At 54.9% G+C, this 23,505-nt stretch carries 24 protein-coding genes; 17 read left to right on the top strand and 7 right to left on the bottom strand.

From position 1 onward, the window contains the following. Positions 1 to 705, top strand: a complete 705-nt coding sequence (locus tag L1F29_RS06200; protein ID WP_258387469.1) for a DUF2225 domain-containing protein — start codon at positions 1 to 3, stop codon at positions 703 to 705. Positions 706 to 868: 163 nt separating this feature from the next. On the opposite strand, the gene L1F29_RS06205 is transcribed toward L1F29_RS06200, so the two are convergent. The 4 genes from L1F29_RS06205 to L1F29_RS06220 all read right to left on the bottom strand — a co-directional run bounded on the left by L1F29_RS06205 (position 869) and on the right by L1F29_RS06220 (position 2,539). Further along, positions 869 to 1,558, bottom strand: a complete 690-nt coding sequence (locus L1F29_RS06205; RefSeq protein WP_258387470.1) for an AIM24 family protein — start codon at positions 1,556 to 1,558, stop codon at positions 869 to 871. Further along, on the bottom strand, positions 1,555 to 2,025 hold the full coding sequence (locus tag L1F29_RS06210) for a hypothetical protein (RefSeq protein ID WP_258387471.1): 471 nt from the start codon (positions 2,023 to 2,025) through the stop codon (positions 1,555 to 1,557). The genes L1F29_RS06205 and L1F29_RS06210 overlap by 4 nt, the downstream gene beginning before the upstream one ends. An 88-nt stretch (positions 2,026 to 2,113) precedes the next feature. Further along, the gene (locus L1F29_RS06215; RefSeq protein ID WP_258387472.1) at positions 2,114 to 2,350 is read right to left on the bottom strand and encodes a hypothetical protein; all 237 of its coding nucleotides are present in this window, start codon (positions 2,348 to 2,350) and stop codon (positions 2,114 to 2,116) included. After that, positions 2,351 to 2,539: a YycC family protein gene (locus L1F29_RS06220; RefSeq protein WP_258387473.1), complete on the bottom strand. Its 189-nt coding sequence runs from the start codon at positions 2,537 to 2,539 to the stop codon at positions 2,351 to 2,353. Positions 2,540 to 2,826: 287 nt separating this feature from the next. Here L1F29_RS06220 and L1F29_RS06225 point away from each other — a divergent pair, with 287 nt between their 5' ends. From L1F29_RS06225 to L1F29_RS06300, 16 genes are all read left to right on the top strand, one after another. After that, positions 2,827 to 4,626, top strand: coding sequence for a M3 family oligoendopeptidase (locus tag L1F29_RS06225; protein ID WP_258387474.1), 1,800 nt, complete (start codon positions 2,827 to 2,829; stop codon positions 4,624 to 4,626). A 156-nt stretch (positions 4,627 to 4,782) separates the two neighbouring features. Beyond that, on the top strand, positions 4,783 to 5,247 hold the full coding sequence (ndk, locus tag L1F29_RS06230) for a nucleoside-diphosphate kinase (protein WP_258387475.1): 465 nt from the start codon (positions 4,783 to 4,785) through the stop codon (positions 5,245 to 5,247). A 224-nt stretch (positions 5,248 to 5,471) separates the two neighbouring features. After that, positions 5,472 to 5,735, top strand: coding sequence for an undecaprenyl-diphosphate phosphatase (locus L1F29_RS06235; RefSeq protein ID WP_309252382.1), 264 nt, complete (start codon positions 5,472 to 5,474; stop codon positions 5,733 to 5,735). A 235-nt stretch (positions 5,736 to 5,970) separates the two neighbouring features. After that, on the top strand, positions 5,971 to 7,242 hold the full coding sequence (locus L1F29_RS06240) for a right-handed parallel beta-helix repeat-containing protein (protein WP_258387476.1): 1,272 nt from the start codon (positions 5,971 to 5,973) through the stop codon (positions 7,240 to 7,242). A gap of 205 nt (positions 7,243 to 7,447) precedes the next feature. Continuing rightward, positions 7,448 to 9,124: a hypothetical protein gene (locus L1F29_RS06245; RefSeq protein WP_258387477.1), complete on the top strand. Its 1,677-nt coding sequence runs from the start codon at positions 7,448 to 7,450 to the stop codon at positions 9,122 to 9,124. A 101-nt stretch (positions 9,125 to 9,225) separates the two neighbouring features. Continuing rightward, a complete protein-coding gene (locus tag L1F29_RS06250) occupies positions 9,226 to 10,161 on the top strand; it encodes an AraC family transcriptional regulator (protein ID WP_258387478.1) in 936 nt (311 codons plus the stop codon). Between the two features lie 191 nt (positions 10,162 to 10,352). Continuing rightward, positions 10,353 to 11,501, top strand: a complete 1,149-nt coding sequence (locus L1F29_RS06255) for an AAA family ATPase (RefSeq protein WP_258387479.1) — start codon at positions 10,353 to 10,355, stop codon at positions 11,499 to 11,501. Further along, a complete protein-coding gene (locus L1F29_RS06260; RefSeq protein WP_258387480.1) occupies positions 11,467 to 12,705 on the top strand; it encodes a TadA family conjugal transfer-associated ATPase in 1,239 nt (412 codons plus the stop codon). Before L1F29_RS06255 ends, L1F29_RS06260 begins: the two co-directional genes overlap by 35 nt. Then, positions 12,702 to 13,529, top strand: coding sequence for a type II secretion system F family protein (locus L1F29_RS06265; RefSeq protein ID WP_258387481.1), 828 nt, complete (start codon positions 12,702 to 12,704; stop codon positions 13,527 to 13,529). Before L1F29_RS06260 ends, L1F29_RS06265 begins: the two co-directional genes overlap by 4 nt. 26 nt (positions 13,530 to 13,555) lie before the next feature. Beyond that, complete coding sequence (locus L1F29_RS06270) at positions 13,556 to 14,437, top strand: type II secretion system F family protein (protein WP_258387482.1); 882 nt, start codon at positions 13,556 to 13,558, stop codon at positions 14,435 to 14,437. A gap of 57 nt (positions 14,438 to 14,494) precedes the next feature. Beyond that, positions 14,495 to 14,680, top strand: a complete 186-nt coding sequence (locus L1F29_RS06275) for a Flp1 family type IVb pilin (protein WP_258387483.1) — start codon at positions 14,495 to 14,497, stop codon at positions 14,678 to 14,680. Continuing rightward, a complete protein-coding gene (locus L1F29_RS06280) occupies positions 14,652 to 15,398 on the top strand; it encodes a TadE/TadG family type IV pilus assembly protein (RefSeq protein WP_258387484.1) in 747 nt (248 codons plus the stop codon). Before L1F29_RS06275 ends, L1F29_RS06280 begins: the two co-directional genes overlap by 29 nt. Before the next feature lie 49 nt (positions 15,399 to 15,447). Then, positions 15,448 to 17,700: a hypothetical protein gene (locus L1F29_RS06285; protein ID WP_258387485.1), complete on the top strand. Its 2,253-nt coding sequence runs from the start codon at positions 15,448 to 15,450 to the stop codon at positions 17,698 to 17,700. Further along, positions 17,663 to 18,628 (top strand): hypothetical protein, encoded by a 966-nt coding sequence (locus tag L1F29_RS06290; protein WP_258387486.1) that lies wholly within the window; start codon positions 17,663 to 17,665, stop codon positions 18,626 to 18,628. Before L1F29_RS06285 ends, L1F29_RS06290 begins: the two co-directional genes overlap by 38 nt. A gap of 63 nt (positions 18,629 to 18,691) precedes the next feature. Beyond that, the gene (locus L1F29_RS06295; RefSeq protein WP_258389622.1) at positions 18,692 to 19,207 is read left to right on the top strand and encodes an A24 family peptidase; all 516 of its coding nucleotides are present in this window, start codon (positions 18,692 to 18,694) and stop codon (positions 19,205 to 19,207) included. A gap of 36 nt (positions 19,208 to 19,243) precedes the next feature. Then, positions 19,244 to 20,902, top strand: a complete 1,659-nt coding sequence (locus L1F29_RS06300) for a DUF6382 and FHA domain-containing protein (protein WP_258387487.1) — start codon at positions 19,244 to 19,246, stop codon at positions 20,900 to 20,902. Between the two features lie 243 nt (positions 20,903 to 21,145). On the opposite strand, the gene L1F29_RS06305 is transcribed toward L1F29_RS06300, so the two are convergent. From L1F29_RS06305 to L1F29_RS06315, 3 genes are all read right to left on the bottom strand, one after another. Then, a complete protein-coding gene (locus tag L1F29_RS06305; protein ID WP_258387488.1) occupies positions 21,146 to 22,072 on the bottom strand; it encodes a TIGR01777 family oxidoreductase in 927 nt (308 codons plus the stop codon). A 19-nt stretch (positions 22,073 to 22,091) separates the two neighbouring features. Beyond that, positions 22,092 to 22,700, bottom strand: a complete 609-nt coding sequence (locus tag L1F29_RS06310) for a LytA/YqiH family protein (RefSeq protein ID WP_258387489.1) — start codon at positions 22,698 to 22,700, stop codon at positions 22,092 to 22,094. Between the two features lie 106 nt (positions 22,701 to 22,806). Beyond that, a complete protein-coding gene (locus tag L1F29_RS06315; protein ID WP_258387490.1) occupies positions 22,807 to 23,244 on the bottom strand; it encodes a DUF2621 family protein in 438 nt (145 codons plus the stop codon). Between the last annotated feature and the right edge of the window lie 261 nt (positions 23,245 to 23,505).

Below are 23,505 nucleotides of genomic sequence, written 5' to 3' on the forward strand. Positions count from 1 at the left end.
ATGGAGCCGCTCTACCAGTCAACGATTACTTGCATCTGCTGCGAGCAGACCTTCCAAACCTCGCGGGTCAGACCGAGCTTTAAGAAAGCTTTGTCGCGGGACAGCGATTTTTGCGGATATTACCGGGAGGACATCAATCCGGACTTCTACGTCGTGCGGGTTTGTCCGAATTGCGGGTTCGCAACGACCGAGAACGGTATGGATCAGCTTGCTGATGTGAAGCGGAAGCAGTATTATGACCGGATCGGCTCCCAGTGGGTGAAACGGGATTATGGCGGGAACCGGACCGCTGAGCAAGCGATGACATGCTACAAGCTTGCGCTTCTATGCGGACAGGCTGTCGGAGAGAAGGAGCGCGTCATAGCCGGCATCCTGCATCACATTGCGTGGCTTTATCGCTATGAGGATAATACGGAGCAGGAGGAACGGTTTCTGCGCTATGCCCTGGACTCCTATATTCAGGTTTATGAGACGGAAGGCGTCTCCCTCAATAATGCGAAGCTGATGTTTCTGATCGGCGAGCTGTATCGGCGGGTTGGGGAAAAGAACGAAGCCGTGCGCTGGTTCTCGAGGGTCGTGAACGACAAGCGGATTGCGGATGCTTCGATGATCCGTGCCAGCCGTGAACAATGGCAGTTAATTCGGGCGGAGCAGTCGGCTCCCGAAGTACACTCGAATCCGCAGCAGGGCGAACTATACGCTTAGTTGACTCCGTTGAAGCAGTGGTCTTGTCCCACTAAGGTTAGCGCACATTAAGACGGCTGACAGTCAGCACAAAATAAGAGAAGCCTCCAACATCATCACTGTCACGGTGGAGTTGGAGGCCTTTTTATGTCGTGCAGGGCAGGCTGCAGCGGAGAATAACTGGTTATTTGATATAGATGCCGCCAAACGGAAGCAGCTCGCGAAAAATCCGTTTGATTAGTCCGCCGCCTTGAAGCTGATCTTCCAACTGCGAATCGCGCGAGCCGGTCTGGATCAGAACCGGGCCTGACCCTTTTAGCTCCCATTGGATTTGCATATGCTGGCTGGCTAGCTGGTTCCCATAGACAGAAAGATTGACATGGGCCTGTTCCGGATAAGCGATAAGAGAGCCCTTCTCCACATATAACGGCTTCACGGGGTCAAGCTGCAGTATGCCCAGGTCGCCGGCCGAGAGTATGCCTAGCGAGCCGGGACCGCTGAAGCGCATGCGTACCCATTCATGCGTAATCCAGATTGTCTGGATCTTTTGAATACGGCTCTTCATCATCATACCGTCCGAATAAAACAGAACGTGGCGGAAGTCGAACAGCAAATTGCTGTCCGGCGCGATATTCATCGTCTCTAACATACAGCCGGCCGGAAGACCGAGAATGAACTGCGAAGGCCCCTGCATGCGCGACCGGATCCACTTCTTCTTCCGGTACATACCGGCCCAGTCCATGAACCGGTCCTCCCGCAGATGCGGGGCGCCCTGGTAAGCGATAATGGACTTCGGATGGAGGAGATGAACGGCTTCCCCATGATCGAGCTGAACCAGGGCATGGCCGATTGGGGCGGGTGCGGTCACCTTCATGGGCCACCTCCTCCGCCGTTACGGTGTTTGAACCAGGACCAATGCCGCCAGACACGGACAGAAAGGAGATATAGCAGTACCATGCCCGCAACTACGGTTACGGAGAGGACGATGGTTCGAAAGAGCCGCCGCTGCTCGGACTTGTCCCGGGTCAGCTTGTCGATCCGCTGCAGGAGCAGCTCATTCTGCTTGCGGTACGCTTCGTTCTGCTCCATCAGCTCCTGCTGGCGCATGGCATACTGCTGAGCTGTCTGCCTGGCTTCCTCGAGCTGCCGCTGCTGCTCGGCAAGGACGGCCTGCATCTGGACGTACTGCTCCTTAAGCTCGTCCAATTTGCCTGGAATGCTGTAGATCTCTTTGAACCGGTCGATGACGCCCGCGATCTCGCTCGGCGGTACCGGGAGCCCGGGGGCGAATACCCCGCTTGCAAGAACGACTGAAGCGCCAATCCGCCAGAGCTGGAACAAGGTTAAGTCACCTGCCTTAAAACGTGTAGAAAAGGATGCCTTTACTGTGCCCTATTTCTTCACGTTTGAACAAACCGGCGTTCCAGCCCTATCCTTTGCGCAAGCGCGTGTTGGTCAGCAGGTAGTCTTGGTCGGCATCGACAACGGTCACTTTATTCCGGCAGCATGGGAAGATGACCAGACGTTTGCTGCCCTCTTGAATGTCGCGGATTTCCGCGGGGGTAAGGGATAGAAGCACGTGATCCTGTCCGCAGAAAGGGCAGGAGGGGACATAGACGTCTTTCATTTGAATATCGTAAGGCCATGTGCGTTCGAACGGAATCACTTAATTTGCGTCTCCTTTACCCGTCGTGCCATTATCGGCTTCCGGCGTCTGATCCGGCTTGGCAGCCAGCTCGGCGAGCTTCTGCAGTAAAATATGCTTGGGCATATGCATGAGATGCTCGATTGGCACATTGAGCTCTTTGGAAAGCTTTATGGCGGTTTCGGGGGATATTTGCAACGGTCTGGACATCGTGGAACACTCCTTTATACGTCGGCTGGTTCGCCGCATCTTAAACAACGTGGAAATGAGGACCTCGGATTCGATATAATTCAGTTATACACCGCTGCAGTGGAATACGCAACGCGAAGCGGCAGGCTGCGGCGGTGAAAGACGTCCCAAGATAGATCAACTAAGATGTACATAGCGGTTCTGAGGCATATTTGTTCGAATTACACCGTTCAGCTAAGAAGGATAGGCATGTGCGGCGAAAACCCGTGAGGCTCAAGCATTCACACAACTTTGAGGAGGAACAACCGATGGGACAAAAGTATCCGGAGCAATGGAACTTAGACGTATTTTATGAAGGAGGGTCGGCCTCCCCGGCATTTGCGGCAGAGCTGGCGGGGATGGAGAGGGATATCGATGCCCTTGTCCGCGAGCTCGAGGAGACTTCGGCAGGAAGCACCTCGCATGTCTCGACTGCGAAGCTGTCGGCCTGGACGGCGACGGTACAGTCCGTCATTCTGCGTCTCCGTCAATCGGAGTCGTTCGTCTCCTGTCTGGTCGCCCAGCAGGTGAAAGACTCCGCGGCGCTCGGCTTGAATGAACGGGTGAAGACGACGGCGGCGAAATTCAACAGCGCGCTTACGGCTTACGATGAGCAGCTAAGACTAGTGCCGGAGGAGCTCTGGAATGAGTGGCTCAAGGAAGAAGATACCGCTCCGGTCGCCTTTACCCTCCGTGAACGCAGAGAGGCGGCCAAGGAGAAGCTGCCGCCGAGCCTTGAAGCACTGGCCGGCGAGCTTGCCGTCGACGGATATCATGGATGGGGCGACTTCTATAATACGGTCGTCTCCCGTGCCAAGTTCGAGGCGCAGGAGCCGGACGGTTCAACGAAGACGCTCTCGGCGGGACAGATGCACAATCGGCTGTCCGACGGGGAACGAGCGGTTCGCGAAGCCGCCTTTGCCGAATGGGAGCGGGAGTGGGGCGAGCAGGCCGAGCTGTGCGCAGAAGCACTGAACCGGATTGCGGGCTTCCGGCTCAAGCTGTATGAGAAGCGCGGCTGGCAGTCGGTTCTGAAGGAGCCGCTTGCGATGAACCGGATGAGCCAAGCGACCTTGGACGCGATGTGGGCAGCCGTGAATGAAGGCAAAGCCGGCCTCGTGAAGTATTTGGACCGGAAGGCCAAGCTGCTTGGAATCGACAAGCTGGATTGGCATGATGTGGAGGCGCCAATCGGCTCGGCAGCGCGGACGGTGCCTTACGACGAGGGAGCCGACTTTATTGTCGAGCAGTTCCGCGCCTTCAGCCCGGAGTTGGCCGAATTCTCCGAAGCCGCCTTCCGTGATGGCTGGATCGAGGCCGATGACCGCCCGGGCAAACGGCCCGGAGGCTTCTGTACGGCATTTCCGATCAGCGAGCAGACACGCATATTCATGACCTATTCCGGCACGGCTTCGAATATTTCGACGCTGGCGCATGAGCTTGGCCACGCCTACCATCAGCATGTCATGAACGATCTGCCGCCGCTTGCGCAGGAGTATGCGATGAATGTGGCGGAGACGGCTTCGACGTTCGCGGAGCTGATCGTGTCCGATTCCGCCATGGAGGCCGCCGCTGACCCGGATGAGAAGCTGGCGCTGCTTGAAGACAAGCTGCAGCGGTCGACCGCCTTCTTCATGAACATTCATGCGCGCTTCTTGTTCGAGACGCGCTTCTATGAGCAGCGCAGGAAGGGGATGGTCAGCCACGAAGAGCTGTCCCGGCTTATGGAGGAAGCCCAGAACGAGGCGTTCTGCGGCGCCGTAGGCAAGCTTCACCCGCATTTCTGGGCGTCGAAGCTGCATTTTTACTTAACGGATGTTCCGTTCTATAACTTCCCTTACACGTTCGGCTTCTTGTTCAGCTGCGGCATCTATGCGGTGGCGAAGAAGGAGGGGCCTTCGTTCGCGGAGCGCTACGTCGCACTGCTTCGCGATACGGGGCGGATGACGGTGGAGGAGCTTGCCCAGAAGCATCTCGGCGTCCGTCTTGACGAGCCGGATTTCTGGCGCGGAGCCGTCTCGGTAACGACAGCGGATGTAGAAGCTTTCCTGGAATTGACGAACGGATAGCAGTCTCGATCGCGTGGATTCCTCCGTAGATGAATGAAATGTGGATAAAACTGGAATGCTTTTCTCTATAGGGGCAGATGCTGCAGACGATGCGATTTTGCGGCTATGCGCCAGTTATCCATATGAATTCGTATTGAAGAAGGGGGAATCGTCTGCATGGAACGTACGTTTGTCATGGTAAAGCCGGACGGAGTTCAACGCGGTGTGATCGGGTCGATTATTAACCGTTTCGAACAAAAGGGCTTCAAGCTTAACGCCATCAAGCTGATGAGTATCGATCACGCGCTTGCGGAGGAGCATTACAGGGACCTTCGGATGAAGCCGTTCTTCGGCGAGCTTGTCGATTATTTGACGTCCGGCAGCGTATGCGCGATGATCTGGGAAGGCCCGAATGCCGTAGCGAATGCAAGAGCCTTAATCGGCAAGACCAACCCGGTCGAAGCGTCGCCTGGAACCATTCGCGGAGACTATGCCATGGATGTGGCGAGCAATATCGTGCACGGCTCCGATTCGCCTGAAAGCGCGAGAAGAGAGATTGGCCTGTTCTTCGATCAGGAGCTGCCGATGAATCCGATCATGGGCTTTATGCAAGGCGAACCATCTGCGGAGACGCTGCATTAGTTCGTTATCGTCATCGCTTTCTCCTTCGGCTGACGGGAGTTGGACAATAACTTAACCTTCGTATTTGTACGGACCTGCTGCCGTACGTACGAAGGTTTTTTGTCGTGCGCGTTAGCAGACCCGTTTAAATCGATTGATTACAGATTTGTAATGTAAATAAGCGGGATTGTCATCGAAATCGATCGTTACGGGCGCCGGCCGCGAGTTATGATAACCGAGGGGATTTGGAAAAAGCTGCTCTGCGCAGCGGCCATCTTCCTTTCCCAAGTATCGGGCGCCGGTTTGACGGCTGCCCCAATCTGCGTATGACAGCTGAGTTTTTGACATCGGATGCCTTGTTTCTCTTCCTGATCGGATTTATTGCCGCCTTCGTTGTGGCGATGATCGCGGTTGTCACGTTCCTGAATTTGATCAAACGTTTGCGGCTGGAATGGTTCGCATTCTATCGGTTCGCGTTGGCTGCGGTATTCTACATCTTTTTAATGTGAGGCCTAGATTAATCGTCGCGGTCTAATCTCAGGGGCTCGTAAGCTGATATTTTGAATAGAAATACTGAGATTTGTGTAAATCGCAAGACAGCGCTTACATTGTATAATCTAACTGCAAGGATTATCCATAAGTTTCCATAATGAAGAGTCGGATTACAGTAAAAAAGAAAGGAGACCATGAAGGTTCAGCAAGCTTACAGGCCGGAAGGAGACGTATAACAAGGAGGAATTACGAATGGGAAGGCTAAAAATCAGCAAGCGCTTTAGCTTCGGTATCTTCGCAGCCGTGCTGCTGGGATGTCTGATCGGAAGTCAATCCATACCAAGCAATCGGTCCTATGCCGATGCGCCCCAGGAGGGATCTGTTCCCGTGCTGAACGTGAAGGATTACGGAGCGGTTGGCAATGGCGTACATGACGATACAAGCGCCATTCAACAAGCCGTCAACGAGGCTCTGACCAAGAAAGGGACCGTCTATTTGCCGTCAGGGGATTATAACGTAACGTCGCAAATCAATATTGGCGGCGCCGGCTTCATTACGATTCAAGGCGCCGGCGGCACGACGATGCAATCCAACATCAATGCCACGCTCGCATCGGGTAATGTCTTCGAAGTGACGTCCTCTTATCTGGTTAAATTCAAGGATGTGGCGATCAACAATTACAGCTCTTCGGGAAGAATTGTTTCGTTTACGTCCGGCGAGTCCCACAGCATCGAGAATGTGCGGATGACGAATACCCCCGGAAATACGTCGGACATGGTCTATTTTATCGGCGCCTTCACCCAAATCTTAAGCTCGGGCTTCATTAACAACGAGCCGACCGCTTATGCGCTTCATGTCACCTCGCTCCCTACGCAGCTGAATATTAACAGCAACATATTCGATAACGGCTTCGGAAGCACCGGCAAAGGCATACTTGTCGACGCGGCGCCTGGCACGAGACCGGAAGGTCTCAAAATCAGCCGCAATAATTTTATCCTGACCGGGGTCGAGCAGATCACATTGAAAACCATTCTGCATGTGGATATCTCCAACAATATGCTGGACCAAAGCTCGGGAGCGGCCATTCTGCTGGATCCGGAAGGGCTTGCGTTAAACGGTGTATTCATTGACGATAATTATATTTCGGCCGCTCAAAACCAGCAGGAAGGAATCGGCATCCATGCGCCATTGAAGAACGAAGGTGTTACCAATTCGGTCATAACGAACAATATGATTTCTTATAACGGGTACGGCATCGTATTCAACAGCAATGCAAGCAATGTGAATATCAGCAACAATGTGATTTCCGATGTCCATCACGCAGGAATCAAGATCGATCAGTCCCGCAGCACGACAATCAAGGGCAATATGTTCTCCGCGGCCGCAGCCTCGCTGTCCATTGCGGATGGGCCAAACGGCGGACCGTTCATCATCAAGGATAATCAGCTGACAGGCAGCAATACCATCACCCGAACGAATAAGAAGAAATTCTTCATCGGGGACAATCCAGGGTTGGATTGGTGACCGCTACGGAGGCGCTTCGCGGGCAATCGCGGAGCGTCTTTTTATATAATCCGGAGGGTCGCAGCTGCTGTTATTAGGACAATAATTGGTGAGATTAGTGCAAATCTATGAGCAGGTTTTCATAATACAATTTATTGTAATGAGCCATAGGTTCATTCGCTCCAATCGGAGAATTCAATTGATTGTGAAAGGGGAAGGCGTTCCTATGAATCCGAAATTACAATACAAGGTAGGTTTGCTGGGGTGTCCATCGCTGCTGGAGCCTTGGAATGAAGAGCAAGTTTCGCGTATCCAATCCCATGGATTTAACATGCTTCAATTGAACATTGCCTGGGGATGCCGTCCCGGGGATGAACCGCTGAACCTGGAGGATGTCGTAGACATTTCTGCCGATCAGGATCCGCTGCTCCGGCAGAGCGTCGCCCTTGCTTCGGATCAGACGCCAGAGGCGTTCAACCGGAGAAGAAATGATCTTCGGAACCGGATCGAGTGGACGAGGAATGCCGGTTTGCGGTCCTTGTTTCATTTTGGCGCTCCTTATAACGGCGGCGACGGATACCGGGATTTGCAGCTTCAGAACTGTCTGCTCGATGGGAAGACCCCGGAACGCTACGTAAGATTGTTAACGATGTTCCACGAGCAGTTTCCGGGTGTAGACGACGTCCTCATCTATACGTACGACCAGGATGCCTGGCTGTGCAATGAATTCGGCGTGTGTGAAAGCTGCCGCGGAATTCCGCTGCATGAGCGGGTGGTTCCCTTTATTCACAAGCTGGCCGAGGCCTGGCAGGCGTGCAATCCAAACGGGCGGTTATGGTGGGAGCCATGGGAGCTCTCGGCCGGACAGGTGCTGCAATCAATCAATCGGTTGAATCCGCAAACAACGGGCGTTATGCTGCACTCGAATATTGCGGAGGTTACGGCTACTCTGCCGGTAGACCGCTTCCTGAAGAACGCGTGCAGACTGGCGGAGAGCAGAGGGCTGCCCGTTATCGTGGAAGGCTTCCTCGGGGGACCGACGGAGGAGCTGGAGCCGATGAACCATCTCGCATTCCCGCAGGTGACCGTCCGCCAGCTGCAAGCGATCTACAGCCTGCCCGGCATTAGCGGGATCAAGGAGTACTTCGGCCTGGTGCCGTCCAAAGAAGATCCGAGTCTGCGGGCAACTGCGCAGTTCTTCGCGAATCCGGAGCAAACCGAGGATCAAATTATGGCAGTTGTTGCCGAGCTCTATGCGGACAGCTGTGAATCGGTCATCCGCTTCTGGTCCGTCAGCTCCGAAGCGATGGAGCTGTTCCCTTGGGATATCTCCTGGTATGTGCGGAAGCTGGGGCAGTGCGACCCGAAGCATACGATGAATGCCGCATTTATCAGGGGCCAGCAGTGCCATACGCCAAGCTGGGATTCGACTCGGAGAGCGATCTTCATGAAGACGGACGATCAGCAGCCGGATGCGTGGCTGCTTGAGGATATTCAGCTGCGATGCGATATATCCGCAGCCAAATTAGAGGATGCGATCCGGCTGGGAAGAGAGCTTGAGCCGGTCATACCGGAGCGGCTGAAGGGCGATTTCGCCCAAGGCTTACGCGATTTGGAAGCTATGCGAACGCGCGTCTTGTCGTATGTCTATCATTTGCGCGAAACCAATTTGGCGGCGATTATGAGGAAGTATACGAGCGAGAATAGACCGATTCCCGGCCAGTTTCTGCAAGAGATGGACCGGCTGCTGGAGCTGGACCTCGAGAATCAGGGAAGCAATGAAGAGATGGACCGGGCGATCGCGCGGTTTCGGGCGAATCCGGTGCAGTTTCTCACCGATTATCTGCAGCCGGCCGAGCAGGATTTATGGCCGCGCGGACCGCATAGCTTAACATCCAAATAGCGTCGGCGCAGGCTCCGTAAGCTTGTTCGGAAGCGCGCTTGTCGCATACAATAAGGGAGTGGGTTGCCAGGAGCCGATGTCGAACGCGGGAGAGATTTATCATGGTAGAATTAAGTGCTGGGCGGATTCATCCGAGCTTTATTGCGCCTTTTATTTACCATTCGGGCAAGGAATACAGGAGCGAGGCATGGTACTTTCCTCCTGAGAAGTATAAGCTGGGGAATATTACGCATACGGAATATGGGGAGAACCGCAAGCTGTACCGTTCCTTGCCTTATGATTATCTGGTCTATGTAACGACGGGCTCGGTCATATTCGATATCGACGGTCAAGCGATCCCTGCCGACAAAGATACGATTATCCATATCCCTGCGAATAAGCTGCACCGCATTGAATCGGGCCAGCTGCCGATGGGCTACACATGGGTTCATTACCGCTTGCTTATGCCCAGCTTGGATCTTGGAGCCTCCAACAATCAGGATTATTCCCAGCTGAAGTCCTCTGCCTTGACGCTTGAGGAGCGATTATTGGATCTGCCGACGGTCATGAAGCCCGGCAATCATCAGCTGATTCACCGTCTGATCAATGCGGTTATCGAGGAATTGCTGATGGAGAAGGAAGGCTGGGAGATGGCGTCGCGCGCATATTTTCAGGCGGTTCTTATCGAGGTATACCGGAATCGGATCGTTTCCGGCCCCGGTTCCGAGTCGGAGTTCGGCGATGTCAATGTGAATAAGGCGGTGGAATATATCCATCGCTTCTTCTCGACGAAGATTACGGTGGAGCAGCTGGCGAGAATGACCAATTTGAACTTTAATTATTTTATATCCCGATTTAAAGCGGCGACCGGTCAGACGCCGATTGAATATATCACGAACGTAAGAATCAATCAGGCGAAAAAGCTGATCCGCATGGAGGATTTCACGTTTACGGAAATCGCGACGCTGGTCGGCTTCGAGAATCTGTCCTATTTCAGCCGCGTGTTCAAGAAGATTGCCGGCGTCTCGCCGAAGGAATATAAAATGCTGCACATCTAGTACAGAAATGCGGCATTCTATGCTCCTGACTAAATTGCTTGTTGACGGATTGCGGGCGCGTATGGTAAATTGTGGTCAAATCAAATGAACTTACGGAAGCACCGTAAATTGCGCATGAATGATGCGCGGTTTACGGTGCTTTTTTTTGTTTTCAATAATGGCGTTTCTGATGCCGGAAGGAGCTGTCGGCTTTGAACAGACAACAATTAATCGTAGCCGTGAGGGAAGCGGGATATATCGAGCGGCTGGCCGATTATATCCGTCAGAGCCCGTTCGGCGAGCAGTGGCAGCTGACGGCATTCACGAATTCGAATGCGCTGCGGCAGTTCATACGGGCCGGGTACCCGATCGATCTGCTGGCTATCCATCCCGCTCTGCTGGAGGAGACCGGGGATTCGGCACAGGGGATACCGACGGCGCTGCTGGTCGGGAGGAGCGGGCAGTATCCGGAGCGGGCGGAGGTGCTGCAGTTTCAGCCTTTGCCGCAGCTGTTGAACGCTCTGGAAGCCGTTCATGCGGCCTCTTCCGGCGTTATTGCGCATGCCGCCCGCAGCTGCGGGCGGGCTAAGATCGCGGCTGTATACGCGGCTGTCGGTGGGATCGGCAAGACGACATTGGCGATCCAGCTGGCCCAGCAGCTTGGCGGGAGAGAAGCGCGCGTTTTTTATTTGAACCTGGAGCAGTGGAATGCAACCTCGGTTTGGTTCGGCGAAGAAGGGAAGGACGATTTCTCCCGGCTGCTCTATACGGTGCAGGCTCACCCGGATAAGACGCAATCGGTGCTCACCGAGCTGCGCAGAAGGCATCCTGCGCTGAAGGTGGATTATATTGCGCCCTGCGGCAATGCCGAGGAGAGGCTGACGATGTCGGCTGAGCAAGCGAAGCAGATTATCGCCGCGATTGCCGATTCGGGCCAATACGATGTCGTCATTGTGGATTTGGACAGCGGTATGGATCCGGTGCATCAGGCCGTCTTCGAGGTAGCGGACGTCATGATCTGGCTCATCTCGAGCGAACCTGTCGCCATTCGAAAGACGAGCCTGGCTCTCCGTTACGGGGATCAGAAGTGGGGTGAAGCCTTCAAGCGGTTTAGAAGGAAATTCCGGTTTATCGAATCCTTCGCGCATGGTGCAGGGGGATTCGCTTACGAAGAGTCCCTTCAAGTGCGCATTGAGGGCAGCATCCCCTATGTCCCCGAATGGTCGGAAGGCCGTCAGATGCCGGATGCGAACGGCTATGTAGCTTACCGGGGAGCGGTCGAAGCCTTGATGAGCCGCTTTGCTTTACTGGAAAGGGGGGGATACGATGCGGGAAGAAACGGTTCAGCAGCTCAAAGCTAGCATACGCGAGCAGCTCGACTTGGACCGGGCCATGTCGGATGAAGATTTCATGGCGCGCATCGAGCAGACGGTATTCCATTGGTGCCGCGACCAGCCGCTGACGGCAAGCGACAAGCTGCAGCTGGTCAGAAGGCTGTATCATGCGTTTCGCGGTCTCGATATCCTGCAGCCGCTAATCGAAGACGAAGCGGTAACGGAGGTCATGATCAACAACTACGACGAAATTTTCGTTGAGCGGGCCGGGAGCATGAGCCGGATATCATTATCCTTCGAGAGCCGGGAGCGGCTCGAGGATTTGATTCAAGCGGTAGTAGCGGGGGTTAACCGGGTGGTCAACGAATCGTCGCCGATTGTGGATGCAAGGCTTCGCGACGGATCGCGCGTTCATATCGTGCTGCCGCCGATCGCGCTCAAAGGACCGACGATGACCATTCGCAAATTTCCGGACAAGGCGCTGCAGATGGAAGATCTCATCCGGCTGGGCGCGTTATCGGCGGAAGCGGCGGAATTGCTGCGGAAGCTGGTAGCCGCCAAGTACAACATCTTTATTAGCGGGGGAACGGGATCTGGCAAAACAACCTTTCTTAATGCATTGTCGCAGTATATCCCGCCCGATGAACGGATTGTCACGATCGAGGATTCCGCGGAGCTGCAGATCCGTACGGTACCGAATCTCGTCTCGCTGGAGACGCGCAACGCCAATACGGAGGGCAAAGGGGAAATAACGATGCGGGAGCTGATTCGCGCCTCGCTGCGGATGCGGCCCAGCCGCATCATTGTCGGCGAGGTGCGGGGGGGCGAGGCGATCGACATGCTGCAGGCGATGAATACCGGACATGATGGTAGCTTGAGTACCGGTCATAGCAACAGCGCGCGCGATATGATGGCCAGACTGGAAACGATGGTGCTGAGCGGCGCGGAGCTGCCGATTGCCGTTATCCGGCAGCAGATTGGGTCGGCCATCGACATTGTCGTGCACCTGTCGCGGCTGCGCGACCACTCCCGGCGCGTGACCGAAATCGCCGAAATTACCGGTGTCTTGAACGGCGAAGTAGCGCTTCGGCCGCTATACCGGTTCGAGGAGGAGGAAGAGCGGGAGGGCAGCATCATTGGGGGCCTAAAGTCGACCGGTCATCAGCTTGAACGGATTTGGAAGCTGAGAATGGCCGGATTGCTGAAGGAAGAGAGGGCATGCATGGGATGAGCTTGCGAGTGAAGCTTGACCGGCTGCAGACTTGGCTGGAATGGCCCGCAGCCAAGCCGCAGCCGGCGAACCGGGCAGCCGCCCTGCAGGATTATGCGGTATATATGCTGACAAGGCGGCAATTTGGTGCGGCTGCGATAGTCGGATGCGTCTGCGCGTTCGCGGCGGCCTTCTTATTCTATCGTTCCGTTACGGCTGCCGCGCTGCTCTCGATTGCGGGAGTAGTCGCCCCCCGTTATTATCGGGCATCGCTGCTTGAGCGGCGGCGTACCCGTCTGGCGCTTCAGTTCAAGGAGGCGCTGTACTCCTTGACTTCGTCGCTGGCAGCGGGACGTTCCGTGGAGAATGCATTCATCTCGGTATTGGACGACTTGCGGCTGCTGTATCCCGATCCGAACGCCGAGGTGCTGATTGAATTCGAAATCATCCGGACGCGTTTATCGTACGGGGAGCCGCTGGAGCAGTCGCTTGCCGATTTCGGCAGAAGAGCCGCGATCGATGAAATTACTCAATTCGTTGATGTATTCGTCACCTGCAAGCGTACGGGCGGCGACTTGGTTGAGGTTATCCGGCGCACCTCGCAGACGATTGGCGAGAAGCTGGACGTGCAGCAGGAAATCGCCGTCTTGCTTGCCCAGAAGCGGTTCGAATCCCGCATTATGATGAGCGTTCCTTTTCTCTTTCTCGCTTTTCTTGGATTCGCCGCTCCCGATTATATGGCTCCTCTCTACAGCGGTATCGGTTACGTCCTGCTGACGGGAGCTCTGCTCATGCTGGGCGGGTGCTATTGGCTGATGGGCAAAGTGATGGATATACGGGTGTAAGCGTGCCCGGATGAATGAGGGATGGTATGGCAATTATCGCAGGGTTGTTGTTAACGGCAGTATGGGGAGCCGCGGTTTTTTTGAGCGCGCGCCAAGAAACGGGGTCCGGCAGTAAAGGTGTGACTTTTCCGAAGGATGCGCAGGAGATTCGCTTCATCACGCTCCCGTTCCGGTTCTTGCTGGACCGGTACGGATTATTCGATCGTTTCCAATCGTTTCTTACGAACGTACATGGGAAGCTGCTTGTGCTTCATGGATCTGCTTGGTCCATTGAAGCAACAAGGCGGTATGCTTCTTCCGCGGTCGGATTCGGCTATGCGGCGATGGCCGGCGCATGCTGGCTGAGCGCACTGAGCAGCGAGCCTGCCCTGCTGTATGTAGGAGCGCTGCTCGGAGCCGCTATTCCGATGGCCCGGCTCCGGGATGTCTCCCGTAAAGTGGAGCGGAGAAAGCAGGAGATTCTGCTCTTGCTGCCGGATGTGCTGAGCAAGCTGATGCTGCTGCTGGGCGCGGGCGAAACGGTGCAGCGGGCATTAAGCCGCTGCGTCGAACGGCAGGGCGCCGGTGCGAAGGCGTCTCATCCGCTTCTTGACGAGCTGAGGCGGGCGAACGAATCCGTACGCAACGGGGAGTCGTTTGCTGCCGCGATGGAAGGGTTCAGCAGGCGGTGCGCCGTCCAGGAGGTATCGTTGTTTACGACAACGATGCTGCTTAATTACCGGCGCGGCGGCGATAAGCTCGTCCTTTCGTTAAGAGAGCTGACCTACACATTGTGGGAGAAGAGGAAGGCCGTCGCGCGATCGCGCGGAGAAGAAGCGTCATCGAAGCTCGTTTTTCCGCTTGTCGGCATTTTTATCGTGCTTATGATTCTGGTCGCTTCGCCGGCGATGCTCATGATGGGATGGTAGCAGGTAAATAGGTTTGTACGGCACATTATTAATCTGCATTCAAAAGGAGAGAGAAGGATGAAGCAAGGGATGATGAAAGTACGTGACTTTTGGCGTGATGAAGAGGGTCTGGGAACGCTGGAAATTATTCTTATTATTGCTGTGGTTATTATTCTTGCGCTGCTGTTCAAGGACTGGATTATCGATCTGGTCGAGCGGCTGATGGGCAAAGCCGATGATCAAGCGGATAAAATATTTAGTTAACGCTTTGGCGCGATACCGGAATCGCGGCGAGGAGGGGAGCTTTACGCTGGAATCCTCGCTGATATTCCCAAGCTTGTTCGTCGCGCTGCTTGCTATGCTGCTGCTGGGCATGTATGTCTACCAGAAGGTAGCGTTGTATTACGTCGCTTCCGTCTCAGCAGAACGTACTGTCTATCGCTGGGACAACAGCCATCGCGATCCGGTAAGCGGTATGGCGCCGGCGAACCTCTATGACGGACTGTACTGGCGAATGGGAAGCGACGGGGCGCTTCAATCTTTGTTTCAGCTTGGCGGAGCGGAAGAGGGAGGGAGCTCGGTCGCTATAGGAACGCCCGGTGAGCCTAGCGTCGATGATCAGGACGGGGATGACGGTTCCTTGCCGGTGAAGAAAATGAACCTTATCGCATCGCGCGTCCCTGCTCCGTACGAGGGCCAGATGAGGTATGCCTTCGGTTTCATCGAGAAGTCGATCGAGGTCCGGCTGCGGCAGCCGCTTTCCGTTCCGCTGCTCGAAGCGTTCGGCAGGACGGAGCCGCAGTCAGGCAGCCGCGCCGTCATCGTTGATCCGGTGGAATTCATCCGGAACGTTGATCTGGCCCGTTATTACACGGCCAAGTTTATGCAAGGAAGCGGCAGTGGCGGAGCCAGCCGTGCGCATGCCGCGGAAATATTAAACGGTAGGAAGGCGGCGGAGCAAACGTCACCTTCTCCATCTTAAAAGATGGATCGGCAATTTACACGGTGGAGCTCAAACTCAGGGGGAGGCGATGGGACAGTTGCTGCAGGATCACAAGAAGCGGAGACGGAGACGGAGGCGGGAGAACTGGATATTTCGTATCCTTACGGGACAAGAAGGGGCCGTATCGATTTATTTGATCGTTTCGACAGCCGCAATATTCATGTTTACGAGCATGCTTATTGATTATGCAAGGGTGGCCGCCTTCCAGAAGCAAGTCGAGCTCGCCGCCCAGTCCGGTATCCGCTCTTCGTTATCCGCGTTCGACGGCGCATTGTATGAACGATATGGCTTGTTCGGGACAGGCGGATCGGATCGTAACGAAATATTCGCGCACGCAGCGAAGAATAACTGGGACGCCAGGGAGGACGATGCGTTCCGGGTATTGAACATCCGGCTCGACGCGTCTCATGTGAATGCCTACGAGACGCTCGGCCGGCACGACGTGTTCAAGCGTCAAGTGCTCGAAGAGATGAAATATAAAGCGCCGATCGATTTCACGCTTGAAGTCGCCTCCAAGCTCGCCCCGATGGCTTCCGCAATGAAAGAAGCGTCCGCAGCGGTCGAAATGCTGGAGCAGCTGCGCAAGCTGTATGACCGTAGAGAGAAGCATCTGCAGACAGCGCTTGCCCTGCAGCGGGAAATGGCACAATCGACAGCAGCTCCGGCGGCGCTAATACCGATACGAGCCCAGGATGCAATCGGAACAGATACGGTTATGACCGTTATTAGCGGCTATGAATCGTATGCGGCTTGGGTGGAGCATGACTCGAATTTGGGCGAGGACGCTGTACCGGTTTACACGAAGGAAATTTCCGCTTACGAATTGATGGCGAGAACGGTGTCAAGCGGTCTTCGCAGCAAGAGCAGCGCTGCGCTGCGGCGCCATCAAGAGCTGGAGCACAAAGCGATGAAGGAAGTGCTCGATGCCGAGCGATGCAATGACGAGATGCGAATCGTTATCGAGAAGTCGCGGCAGGAGCAGCAGAATAGCGGCTATGACCGGTTGAACAAGCAGAAGATTCCAGGCGGGAAGCCGGGAGCCTTGCAGGAAGAGGAGCTGTCCCATATCGGGCAGGCAGCGTCTTCGACCGAGCAGCTTCTGATGCAGTCGGAGTCATTCGCGGCGTACCGAGACGAAATTTCCAAGCAAACCGCCGTTTATGCTTCGTTCGATTCGGAGACCGCGAGCTTCCAATCGAGCATATCGATTGCACTCTCGCGCAGCGGATCGGCGGTTCTGCTGGCGGAAGACGCGGCTCAGCTGAGAATCGCCTTCGAACAGTATGACCAGCAGTATGGGACGGCGGGCTCGGTCATCACTGCCCGTGCGAGCGAGCAGGAAGCGCGTCAAGCAAACGATGCCGAGCGCAAGAAGCAGGAGGCCAAAGCCAAATCGAAGTGGAATGAAGTCCGGCGGCTGCTTCACGGTATAACGTCCGTTCCCCAGCTTCGCGAGCATCAGGAAATGTTCAATGAGGCCAAGCGGCTCTATGAAACGAATTTGACCTTCAACCGGACAGCCGTGGAAGCGAGGGAAAGCATTGAATCGAGCGGCGATCCGGGCGATGCTGTCGATGAAGCCATGGGATCGGTAGGCACCATATTTACTGGAATCGCGGACATGCTCGAAGGAATTCGCGATCCGCTCTATGTGAACGAGTATATCGTTCATCGGTTCGCGACATTCGACCCTCGGAAATTCGAAGCCATTATACACAACAATGACGGCGGCGAATTTGCCAATGCGCTGAGCTTGAACAATCAGGAAGCGGAGTACATTCTATACGGTCTTCACGACCCGGCGGGCAATGTTGCCGCTGCTTACGGAGAAGTGTTCGCGGTCCGGTTAGCCATCCGGACGATGGAAGGGCTGATCGAATGCCGGGCTATGGGGCATCCGCTGCTCGTTCTGGCATCTGCGATTCTATATGGCCTGGAGAAAGCGATCGAGGATATGTTGACGCTCGCCCGGACAGGAGCGACACCGTTATCCAAGTATGCGACTGTCGATGTAACTTATAGGGACTATTTGCGCCTATTCCTCCTGCTTCATGGGGGCGGAGTGCAGAGACTGTCGCGAATGATCGCGGTTATCGAATCGAACACGGGGATGACGCTTTCCACGACGTCTACGGGATTATCCGGCGAGCTTCAGGCATCGGTCAATTTATGGTTTTTGCCTGGGCTTATGAAGGGATTTACGAGGTTTGGCATTCTGGGCGGAAAGGTAAAGGGCAGCCGTTATGAAACGACTAAAACGATCGGATGGTCGTACGGGTAAACGCGACGGCGAGGCAGGCGGTATTGTTCTTGAAGCTTCGCTTATTATGCCGATCGTACTTATGGCAATCGTATTCTTCATCCTGCTCATCCGGCTATCGGCCGTTCAGATGGCGCTGCACGGCGCCGCTTCCCAGGTGACCCGTCAGGCAGCGTCTCATATGTACCCTGTTGCGCTGGCTGCGGAGCAATTCTCCAAGTCTTTGCCGTCCCGAGTGAATGCTATGCAGCCGCTTCCCGGCATAGAGACCGTTGCAGGAGCGCTGGAAAACTGGCTCCCGCAGCCGGCAGGTCCTCTGCTTGCGGCCGCCGTCAAGGGAGATTGGCAGGGGGCTGCGAATGCTTCCGCTGCAGAAGCGGGACGCGCTGCATTGGAACCGCTCCTCCGCGAGGCTGCGGAAGGAGGGCTATTGTCGACTGACCGGCTGCGCCTGCTGCATCTAAGACTGCCCGGCTTGCCCGGCGGCAGCGATCCTTACATCCGGGTACAAGTGGAATATTCCTTCCCGCTTGGCCTGCCATTCATGAAGAAGACGCTGCTGATTCGAGAGCAGGCGGAAGAGCGGGTATGGATTGCCGATCATGTCCCTGCTCCCAGAGATGGCGCATCGGACGGAAATCAAGAACAGGTTCTGCTGCAAATTGTCGCCATTGAGCCTGATCCGCTTCATCCCGGCCGAACGGCAAGGCTGATCGCGAGAACCGATCCCGGCCGGCAAATTTCACTATCGATTGAATATAAGAGCGGCACAAGCAAAGCGAAAAATTTAGGTGACGCGACCGCCGATGCGAATGGATATGCGGAGTGGACGTGGCTGGTATCGGGAAACACGACGCCAGGAATATGGGAGGCCATTGTGACAGGGGAAGGCGGAGCGCGGGCGGCGCGGCATTTTGACGTGCAGAAGCGAAAAGCCGATTTTGAGTAAGAAGAGGGCGGTTAGCAGAAGCGGTGGATTTGAGAAATACGAAGAGGAGGTCGATTCCTGTTGATGTTTCAGGTTACGGATGCCGGGGCGGCCATCCTATTGTTGATTGCCTTGGTCAGCGATGTACGTACCATGCGTATTCCGAATGCGCTGACCGTTCCTGCATTTGCCGCTGGATTGATTTATCACCTCGCGGTTGAAGGAATGGAAGGAAGCGTCTATGCGATCGTTGGCGCGTTCACCGGGTTTGCGCCCTTCTTCGTGCTTCATTTGTTAAAGGGTATAGGGGCCGGCGATGTCAAGCTCTTCGCGGCCTTGGGCGCGTGGATCGGCTCCTATTCCGTTCTGCAAACGATGATGTATGCCATTCTTTATGCGGGGGCGGTCGGACTTGCGCTTCTTCTGATGAGAAGGAGCTTTAGTCAGCGTGTTATGGCATGGGCCGTTATGCTGCTTGTACCGCGGCAGTCCGGTCGTATGGCTCTGCCGGGGCTTGAAGCGGGCAAGGCGCTGCGCTTTCCTTTTATGATTGCGGCTGTGCCGGGCGCCGTGACGGCTTGGCTAATGATTGGGAGCTGATGTTCATGAACGTATCGAAATGGAGGGGGCTTAATCATGTCACTGGTACCGCTGCGCATCGACTTCGCGCTGAATCGCGGACACGAGCTGGTCGTCGACCGGGAAACCGGTATTGCCCGGGCAGACTTGGATGAAGTGGAGCTTCAGATGCTGCAAGGGCAGCCGATCCCAAAGCTGCTGAAGGTGGAATGGATCAATATGGATGGGAACATTCAATTCCGCTATCCATTGTCAGGTAGAAGGATGCTGTCACATCGGCTGCAGATGCAGCCTATTTCGATGACCGAATATTATGCGCTGCTCCTTGCCGTTGTCGAAGCGCTTGATGATTGCAAGCATTACATGCTGCGCGAGGATGGATTTCTGCTGCTGGACCAGACGGTCTTTGCCGGCGAACGTTTGGATGATATCGCTCTCTGCTACGTTCCTCTCCGGAATACAAGCCATTTCGGTTCCGGCTCGCCTGGCGATGCGGTACTAGCTTTGGCCATTCGCTGGATCGGCTATGTCACTCAGCCTGACGGGAACGGAATGCAAAGCGTGTTCCGACATTTGCGGGAGGAACGGGTATCTTGGGGCAGCCTGCGTCAGACGCTTCTACGACAGCTAAGCGGGCCGGACCGTTCCGGTTATGAACAGACCCCGGTTCCGCCTGCCAATGCCGGCGTCCATCCACAGCAAACCCGCTTGGAAAGTCAGGAACGGCAGCGGGTTAACCCGATTACAAATGAATATGCCGCGGCCTATCATAACGAGCTGCAGCCTTCCTCCTTCGCATCAACGATTGAAGATTCCGGTATCCGCCGACAGGATAAGGAGGAACTTCCGCTGATCGAGCTGGATATAGAGGAGGAGAATAAGCCGGCAGGACGGCATTCATTCATAACGATAGCCGTATACGTTATTGCCGTCGCCCTCATATGGCGCTACTTGTATCTGGAGGCGCCGTCGCAAACTAGCCTGTTAATAAGCGGGGGGTTGACCATGCTGGCTACGGCGGGAGCAATTGCTTACTGGGGGAAGAAGCGGAGAAGAGATTCCCTAGACAGAGTCCAATCCGGTTCCGAACAGGAGTCGTCCGGGTACGAGGAAGGGTTTGTTCCCAACTCTATCTTGCTGAATGCCAGAGCGGCTACCGGTCGCGAGGAGGCTCGGACAAGATCCTCGGAGGTGAATACTAACCCAGCCGCGGAAGAGTGCCGCAGCGGCGGCAGGTTTGCCGCTCAGGTACCGGAGAGACAGCAACCGGATCGTTCAAGTCATTCATTCCATCAGGACAATTCCGCCTCATTGCCATCGATTAAACCGGTTGAGACCGGGCATAATCAGGCAACCGTACTGCTGGGCCAGCAGTCTGAACACTCGGATAACGGCTCTCCCGGCGGAAATGAGCCTTGGCTGGAGAGGGAGATGAACGGGCAGTTGGAACGAGTGGGACTGGAAGAGAAACGTTTCATTATCGGAAGATCGCCTGAAGGGACGCAATACGTGGACACGTCTTCAGGCATTTCACGGGCTCATCTGGAGCTGACGGCAGGGGAAGACTGTTGGACCGCCAAGGATATCGGATCGCGTAACGGCAGCACCTTGAACGGACAGACGATGATTCCCTATAAAGGCTACCGCATCGCGAGCGGAGACGTGCTCCAGCTGGCAGGCGAGAAAGGACCGAAGTACGCGTTTCGGATGGGATAGGTTAGGATGGATAAAAAAACGATACGCAATGCTTGCGTATCGGAAGATAGAATAGACCATTATCGGAATTCCGGGCGTTCTGATCACGTTCGCGCACGGCGCCGCCTCGAAGAGCCAATGGGACGCGAAAGCTTGCAAGCGAGAGAATGGACCGCAAGGCGGACTTATTGGCCAGCCGCCTGGTAAACGATAGCTTACTGTTCTTTCGCATGCGTACGGAATCGAATCGTGCCGAACCTTTGGCTATGCGCTGCTATGTTTGCTCTTGCCAACCAGCTCTTCCGCAGCTTCTGCGATTGACGGATAACGGAACTCAAAGCCTTGCGTTAATGCTTTGTGCGGCAGAACGCGCTGGCCTTCCAGCAGCAGGGTGGACATTTCGCCGAATAATGTCTTCATCATGAATGCCGGTACCGGAAACCAGTGAGGCCTGCCCATGGCAGCGGCGATAGACCGCCCGAAGTGATCATTCGTTACCGGATCCGGTGAACTAGCGTTGACGGCACCACGGATGCTCGTATTATCGATGCAAAACAACAGCAGCCGCGTCATGTCCTCGATATGGATCCAGGACAGCCATTGTTTTCCGCTCCCGACTCTTCCTCCCGCAAACATCCGGTAAGGCATGGCCATGAGAGGGAACGCACCGCCATTGCGACCGAGCACGACGCTGACTCGCAGCTTCACAAGCCGAGGTACGGGAATGCGGTCGGCTGCGGCCTCCCACTTCTCGACGACGGTTCCAAGAAAGTCGGTCAATCGGGCGTCGCTCTCTTCATTGAAGGTGTCCGTCTCCGAAGTTCCGTAGATGGAGATGCCCGAAGCATTCACGACGACGCTTGGCTTGCTGTCCAGAGCATCAATCAGATTGGCAATGCGCTGCGCCGCATCGATCCGCGATTGCAGAATTCGTTTCTTCGCTTCATCGTTCCAGCGCTGATTGATCGATTCGCCCGCCAAATTAACGATCGCCTCCACGCCCTCCAGACGGCTCGGGGACTGTTCGAGTTCCTCCCACGAAATCTGCTTCGCTCCGGAGTGCGGAGCTGTCTTCCCGGCAGATGAGGAAGACCGCCGGGATATGACCCATACGTCATCCCCGCGCCGCAGCAATGCTTTCACCAGATCGCTGCCGACGAAGCCCGTTCCGCCGGTTACCGCAATTTTCATTCTACGCCCCTCCTGACCTTTACCCTTCCGATGGTTCAATGCTTGTTAACCAACGTTCTATATACTTCTCTCCGCTCAAGATAATTTCCTTCTCCGTATATTTGAATACGACTGGCGTACCGTTAGAGCGATCCGGGATTTTCTCCAGCTGGCTTGAAATATACTGGCTTATTTGAAAGACGGTCGGACCTTCATTCATCGTAATTTCTACGGAGTGCGTATCGATTTGGCCGATATAGAGCCCTTTTCCATTCCATTCAGCAGGCTTTTTATCGACCGGTTTTTTGATCGCCGAGGGTGCAGGGGGTGTATGCTTCGCTTCCACGACGTTCTTGTCAGTACGTATTCGTTCGTCCGTGACCGGATGTATATTGGTTAGAGGCGGATTAGAAGGCTCAGCTGAAGTGGGTTCAAGGCTATCGGGACTCACAACCGGTTCTTCCGATTCCAGCCCGTTTAAGGCCAGATTGCCTCCATTTCCGTTCGAGTACACTTCGACCGGTACCCCGGGAGCCGCGTTAACCGCCCACGTTCCTTTACTGCCGCAGCCGGAAAGCGCAAGTGCGGCTACGAATACAATCAGGATGCCGACTATGTTTGACGAATATCTCTTGTGCTTTGGATTCATGAGAAACACCACCTTATGTCTTTACTATATGTTTACCCGATGGCAGTTTTTCTTAACCCAGGGAGATTCCCGATCCAAAAGCAAAAGCCGCCAAATTGGCGGCTTCTTATTTGTTCAATAAGTGTTGATAAGGCGTATAATCGATCCCTTGCTTGTTCATGAACGTAACCAGACTGCGGTAATCGCGTTTAGGGGTTGCGCGGATGTAGCCTTCGATGCAATGCTCTTTGTTCACTTCTTTAGCCCCGCTCTCCACTGCAACCTGGGCAATCCTGGCGGCGATGGAATGCTTCGCAATATCGCGGAAAGCGCTTGGAACCGGAGATACAAGCTTATCCAGAAATTCCTTGGATTCTTCCGGCCACATGCCCCGGCTTCGTTCTACCCAATAGTTCTGCCAGTCAAGCTTCGACTTGCCGTCTTTCTTCGGCAGCACCTTCAAAAACTTGCGGAACATGAAAAAACCGCCGATCGACATGAATATAATCATGACAAACGCCCAGAACAAGATGAAGTACATAAACCAATCCGGCGCATTATTCATTGTAGTCGTTCACCTCTAAACAGGATAACTTATCTCGGACAGTTCATTCGTTCAGCCTTAGTCCGGCTTCCCGATTACGGTCATGAGCATTTTGCTTCTATTATAAGCTACTCGAATTCATGCCTGCAACCGACTATCGGTTTTTCGCATAGGAGCCGATGTGGATGGAAGATAGTGAAAACATGCTGCAGCGGCGGAATCTCTAGCTTTATTTCATTATTCCCTGTAAAATAGGAGAACAAGCATATTTAGGACATTAAG

This window comes from Paenibacillus spongiae (assembly GCF_024734895.1).
In the GTDB taxonomy this organism is placed as follows: Bacteria; Bacillota; Bacilli; order Paenibacillales; family Paenibacillaceae; genus Paenibacillus_Z; species Paenibacillus_Z spongiae.

Coding starts and splice junctions, on each gene's coding strand:
- L1F29_RS06200 (WP_258387469.1), top strand. CDS start 1: ATGGAGCCGCTCTACCAGTCAACGATTACTTGCATCTGCTGCGAGCAG.
- L1F29_RS06205 (WP_258387470.1), bottom strand. CDS start 1,558: ATGAAGGTGACCGCACCCGCCCCAATCGGCCATGCCCTGGTTCAGCTC.
- L1F29_RS06220 (WP_258387473.1), bottom strand. CDS start 2,539: ATGTCCAGACCGTTGCAAATATCCCCCGAAACCGCCATAAAGCTTTCC.
- L1F29_RS06225 (WP_258387474.1), top strand. CDS start 2,827: ATGGGACAAAAGTATCCGGAGCAATGGAACTTAGACGTATTTTATGAA.
- ndk (WP_258387475.1), top strand. CDS start 4,783: ATGGAACGTACGTTTGTCATGGTAAAGCCGGACGGAGTTCAACGCGGT.
- L1F29_RS06240 (WP_258387476.1), top strand. CDS start 5,971: ATGGGAAGGCTAAAAATCAGCAAGCGCTTTAGCTTCGGTATCTTCGCA.
- L1F29_RS06245 (WP_258387477.1), top strand. CDS start 7,448: ATGAATCCGAAATTACAATACAAGGTAGGTTTGCTGGGGTGTCCATCG.
- L1F29_RS06250 (WP_258387478.1), top strand. CDS start 9,226: ATGGTAGAATTAAGTGCTGGGCGGATTCATCCGAGCTTTATTGCGCCT.
- L1F29_RS06260 (WP_258387480.1), top strand. CDS start 11,467: ATGCGGGAAGAAACGGTTCAGCAGCTCAAAGCTAGCATACGCGAGCAG.
- L1F29_RS06265 (WP_258387481.1), top strand. CDS start 12,702: ATGAGCTTGCGAGTGAAGCTTGACCGGCTGCAGACTTGGCTGGAATGG.
- L1F29_RS06270 (WP_258387482.1), top strand. CDS start 13,556: ATGGCAATTATCGCAGGGTTGTTGTTAACGGCAGTATGGGGAGCCGCG.
- L1F29_RS06275 (WP_258387483.1), top strand. CDS start 14,495: ATGAAGCAAGGGATGATGAAAGTACGTGACTTTTGGCGTGATGAAGAG.
- L1F29_RS06280 (WP_258387484.1), top strand. CDS start 14,652: ATGATCAAGCGGATAAAATATTTAGTTAACGCTTTGGCGCGATACCGG.
- L1F29_RS06285 (WP_258387485.1), top strand. CDS start 15,448: ATGGGACAGTTGCTGCAGGATCACAAGAAGCGGAGACGGAGACGGAGG.
- L1F29_RS06290 (WP_258387486.1), top strand. CDS start 17,663: ATGAAACGACTAAAACGATCGGATGGTCGTACGGGTAAACGCGACGGC.
- L1F29_RS06295 (WP_258389622.1), top strand. CDS start 18,692: ATGTTTCAGGTTACGGATGCCGGGGCGGCCATCCTATTGTTGATTGCC.
- L1F29_RS06300 (WP_258387487.1), top strand. CDS start 19,244: ATGTCACTGGTACCGCTGCGCATCGACTTCGCGCTGAATCGCGGACAC.
- L1F29_RS06305 (WP_258387488.1), bottom strand. CDS start 22,072: ATGAAAATTGCGGTAACCGGCGGAACGGGCTTCGTCGGCAGCGATCTG.
- L1F29_RS06310 (WP_258387489.1), bottom strand. CDS start 22,700: ATGAATCCAAAGCACAAGAGATATTCGTCAAACATAGTCGGCATCCTG.
- L1F29_RS06315 (WP_258387490.1), bottom strand. CDS start 23,244: ATGAATAATGCGCCGGATTGGTTTATGTACTTCATCTTGTTCTGGGCG.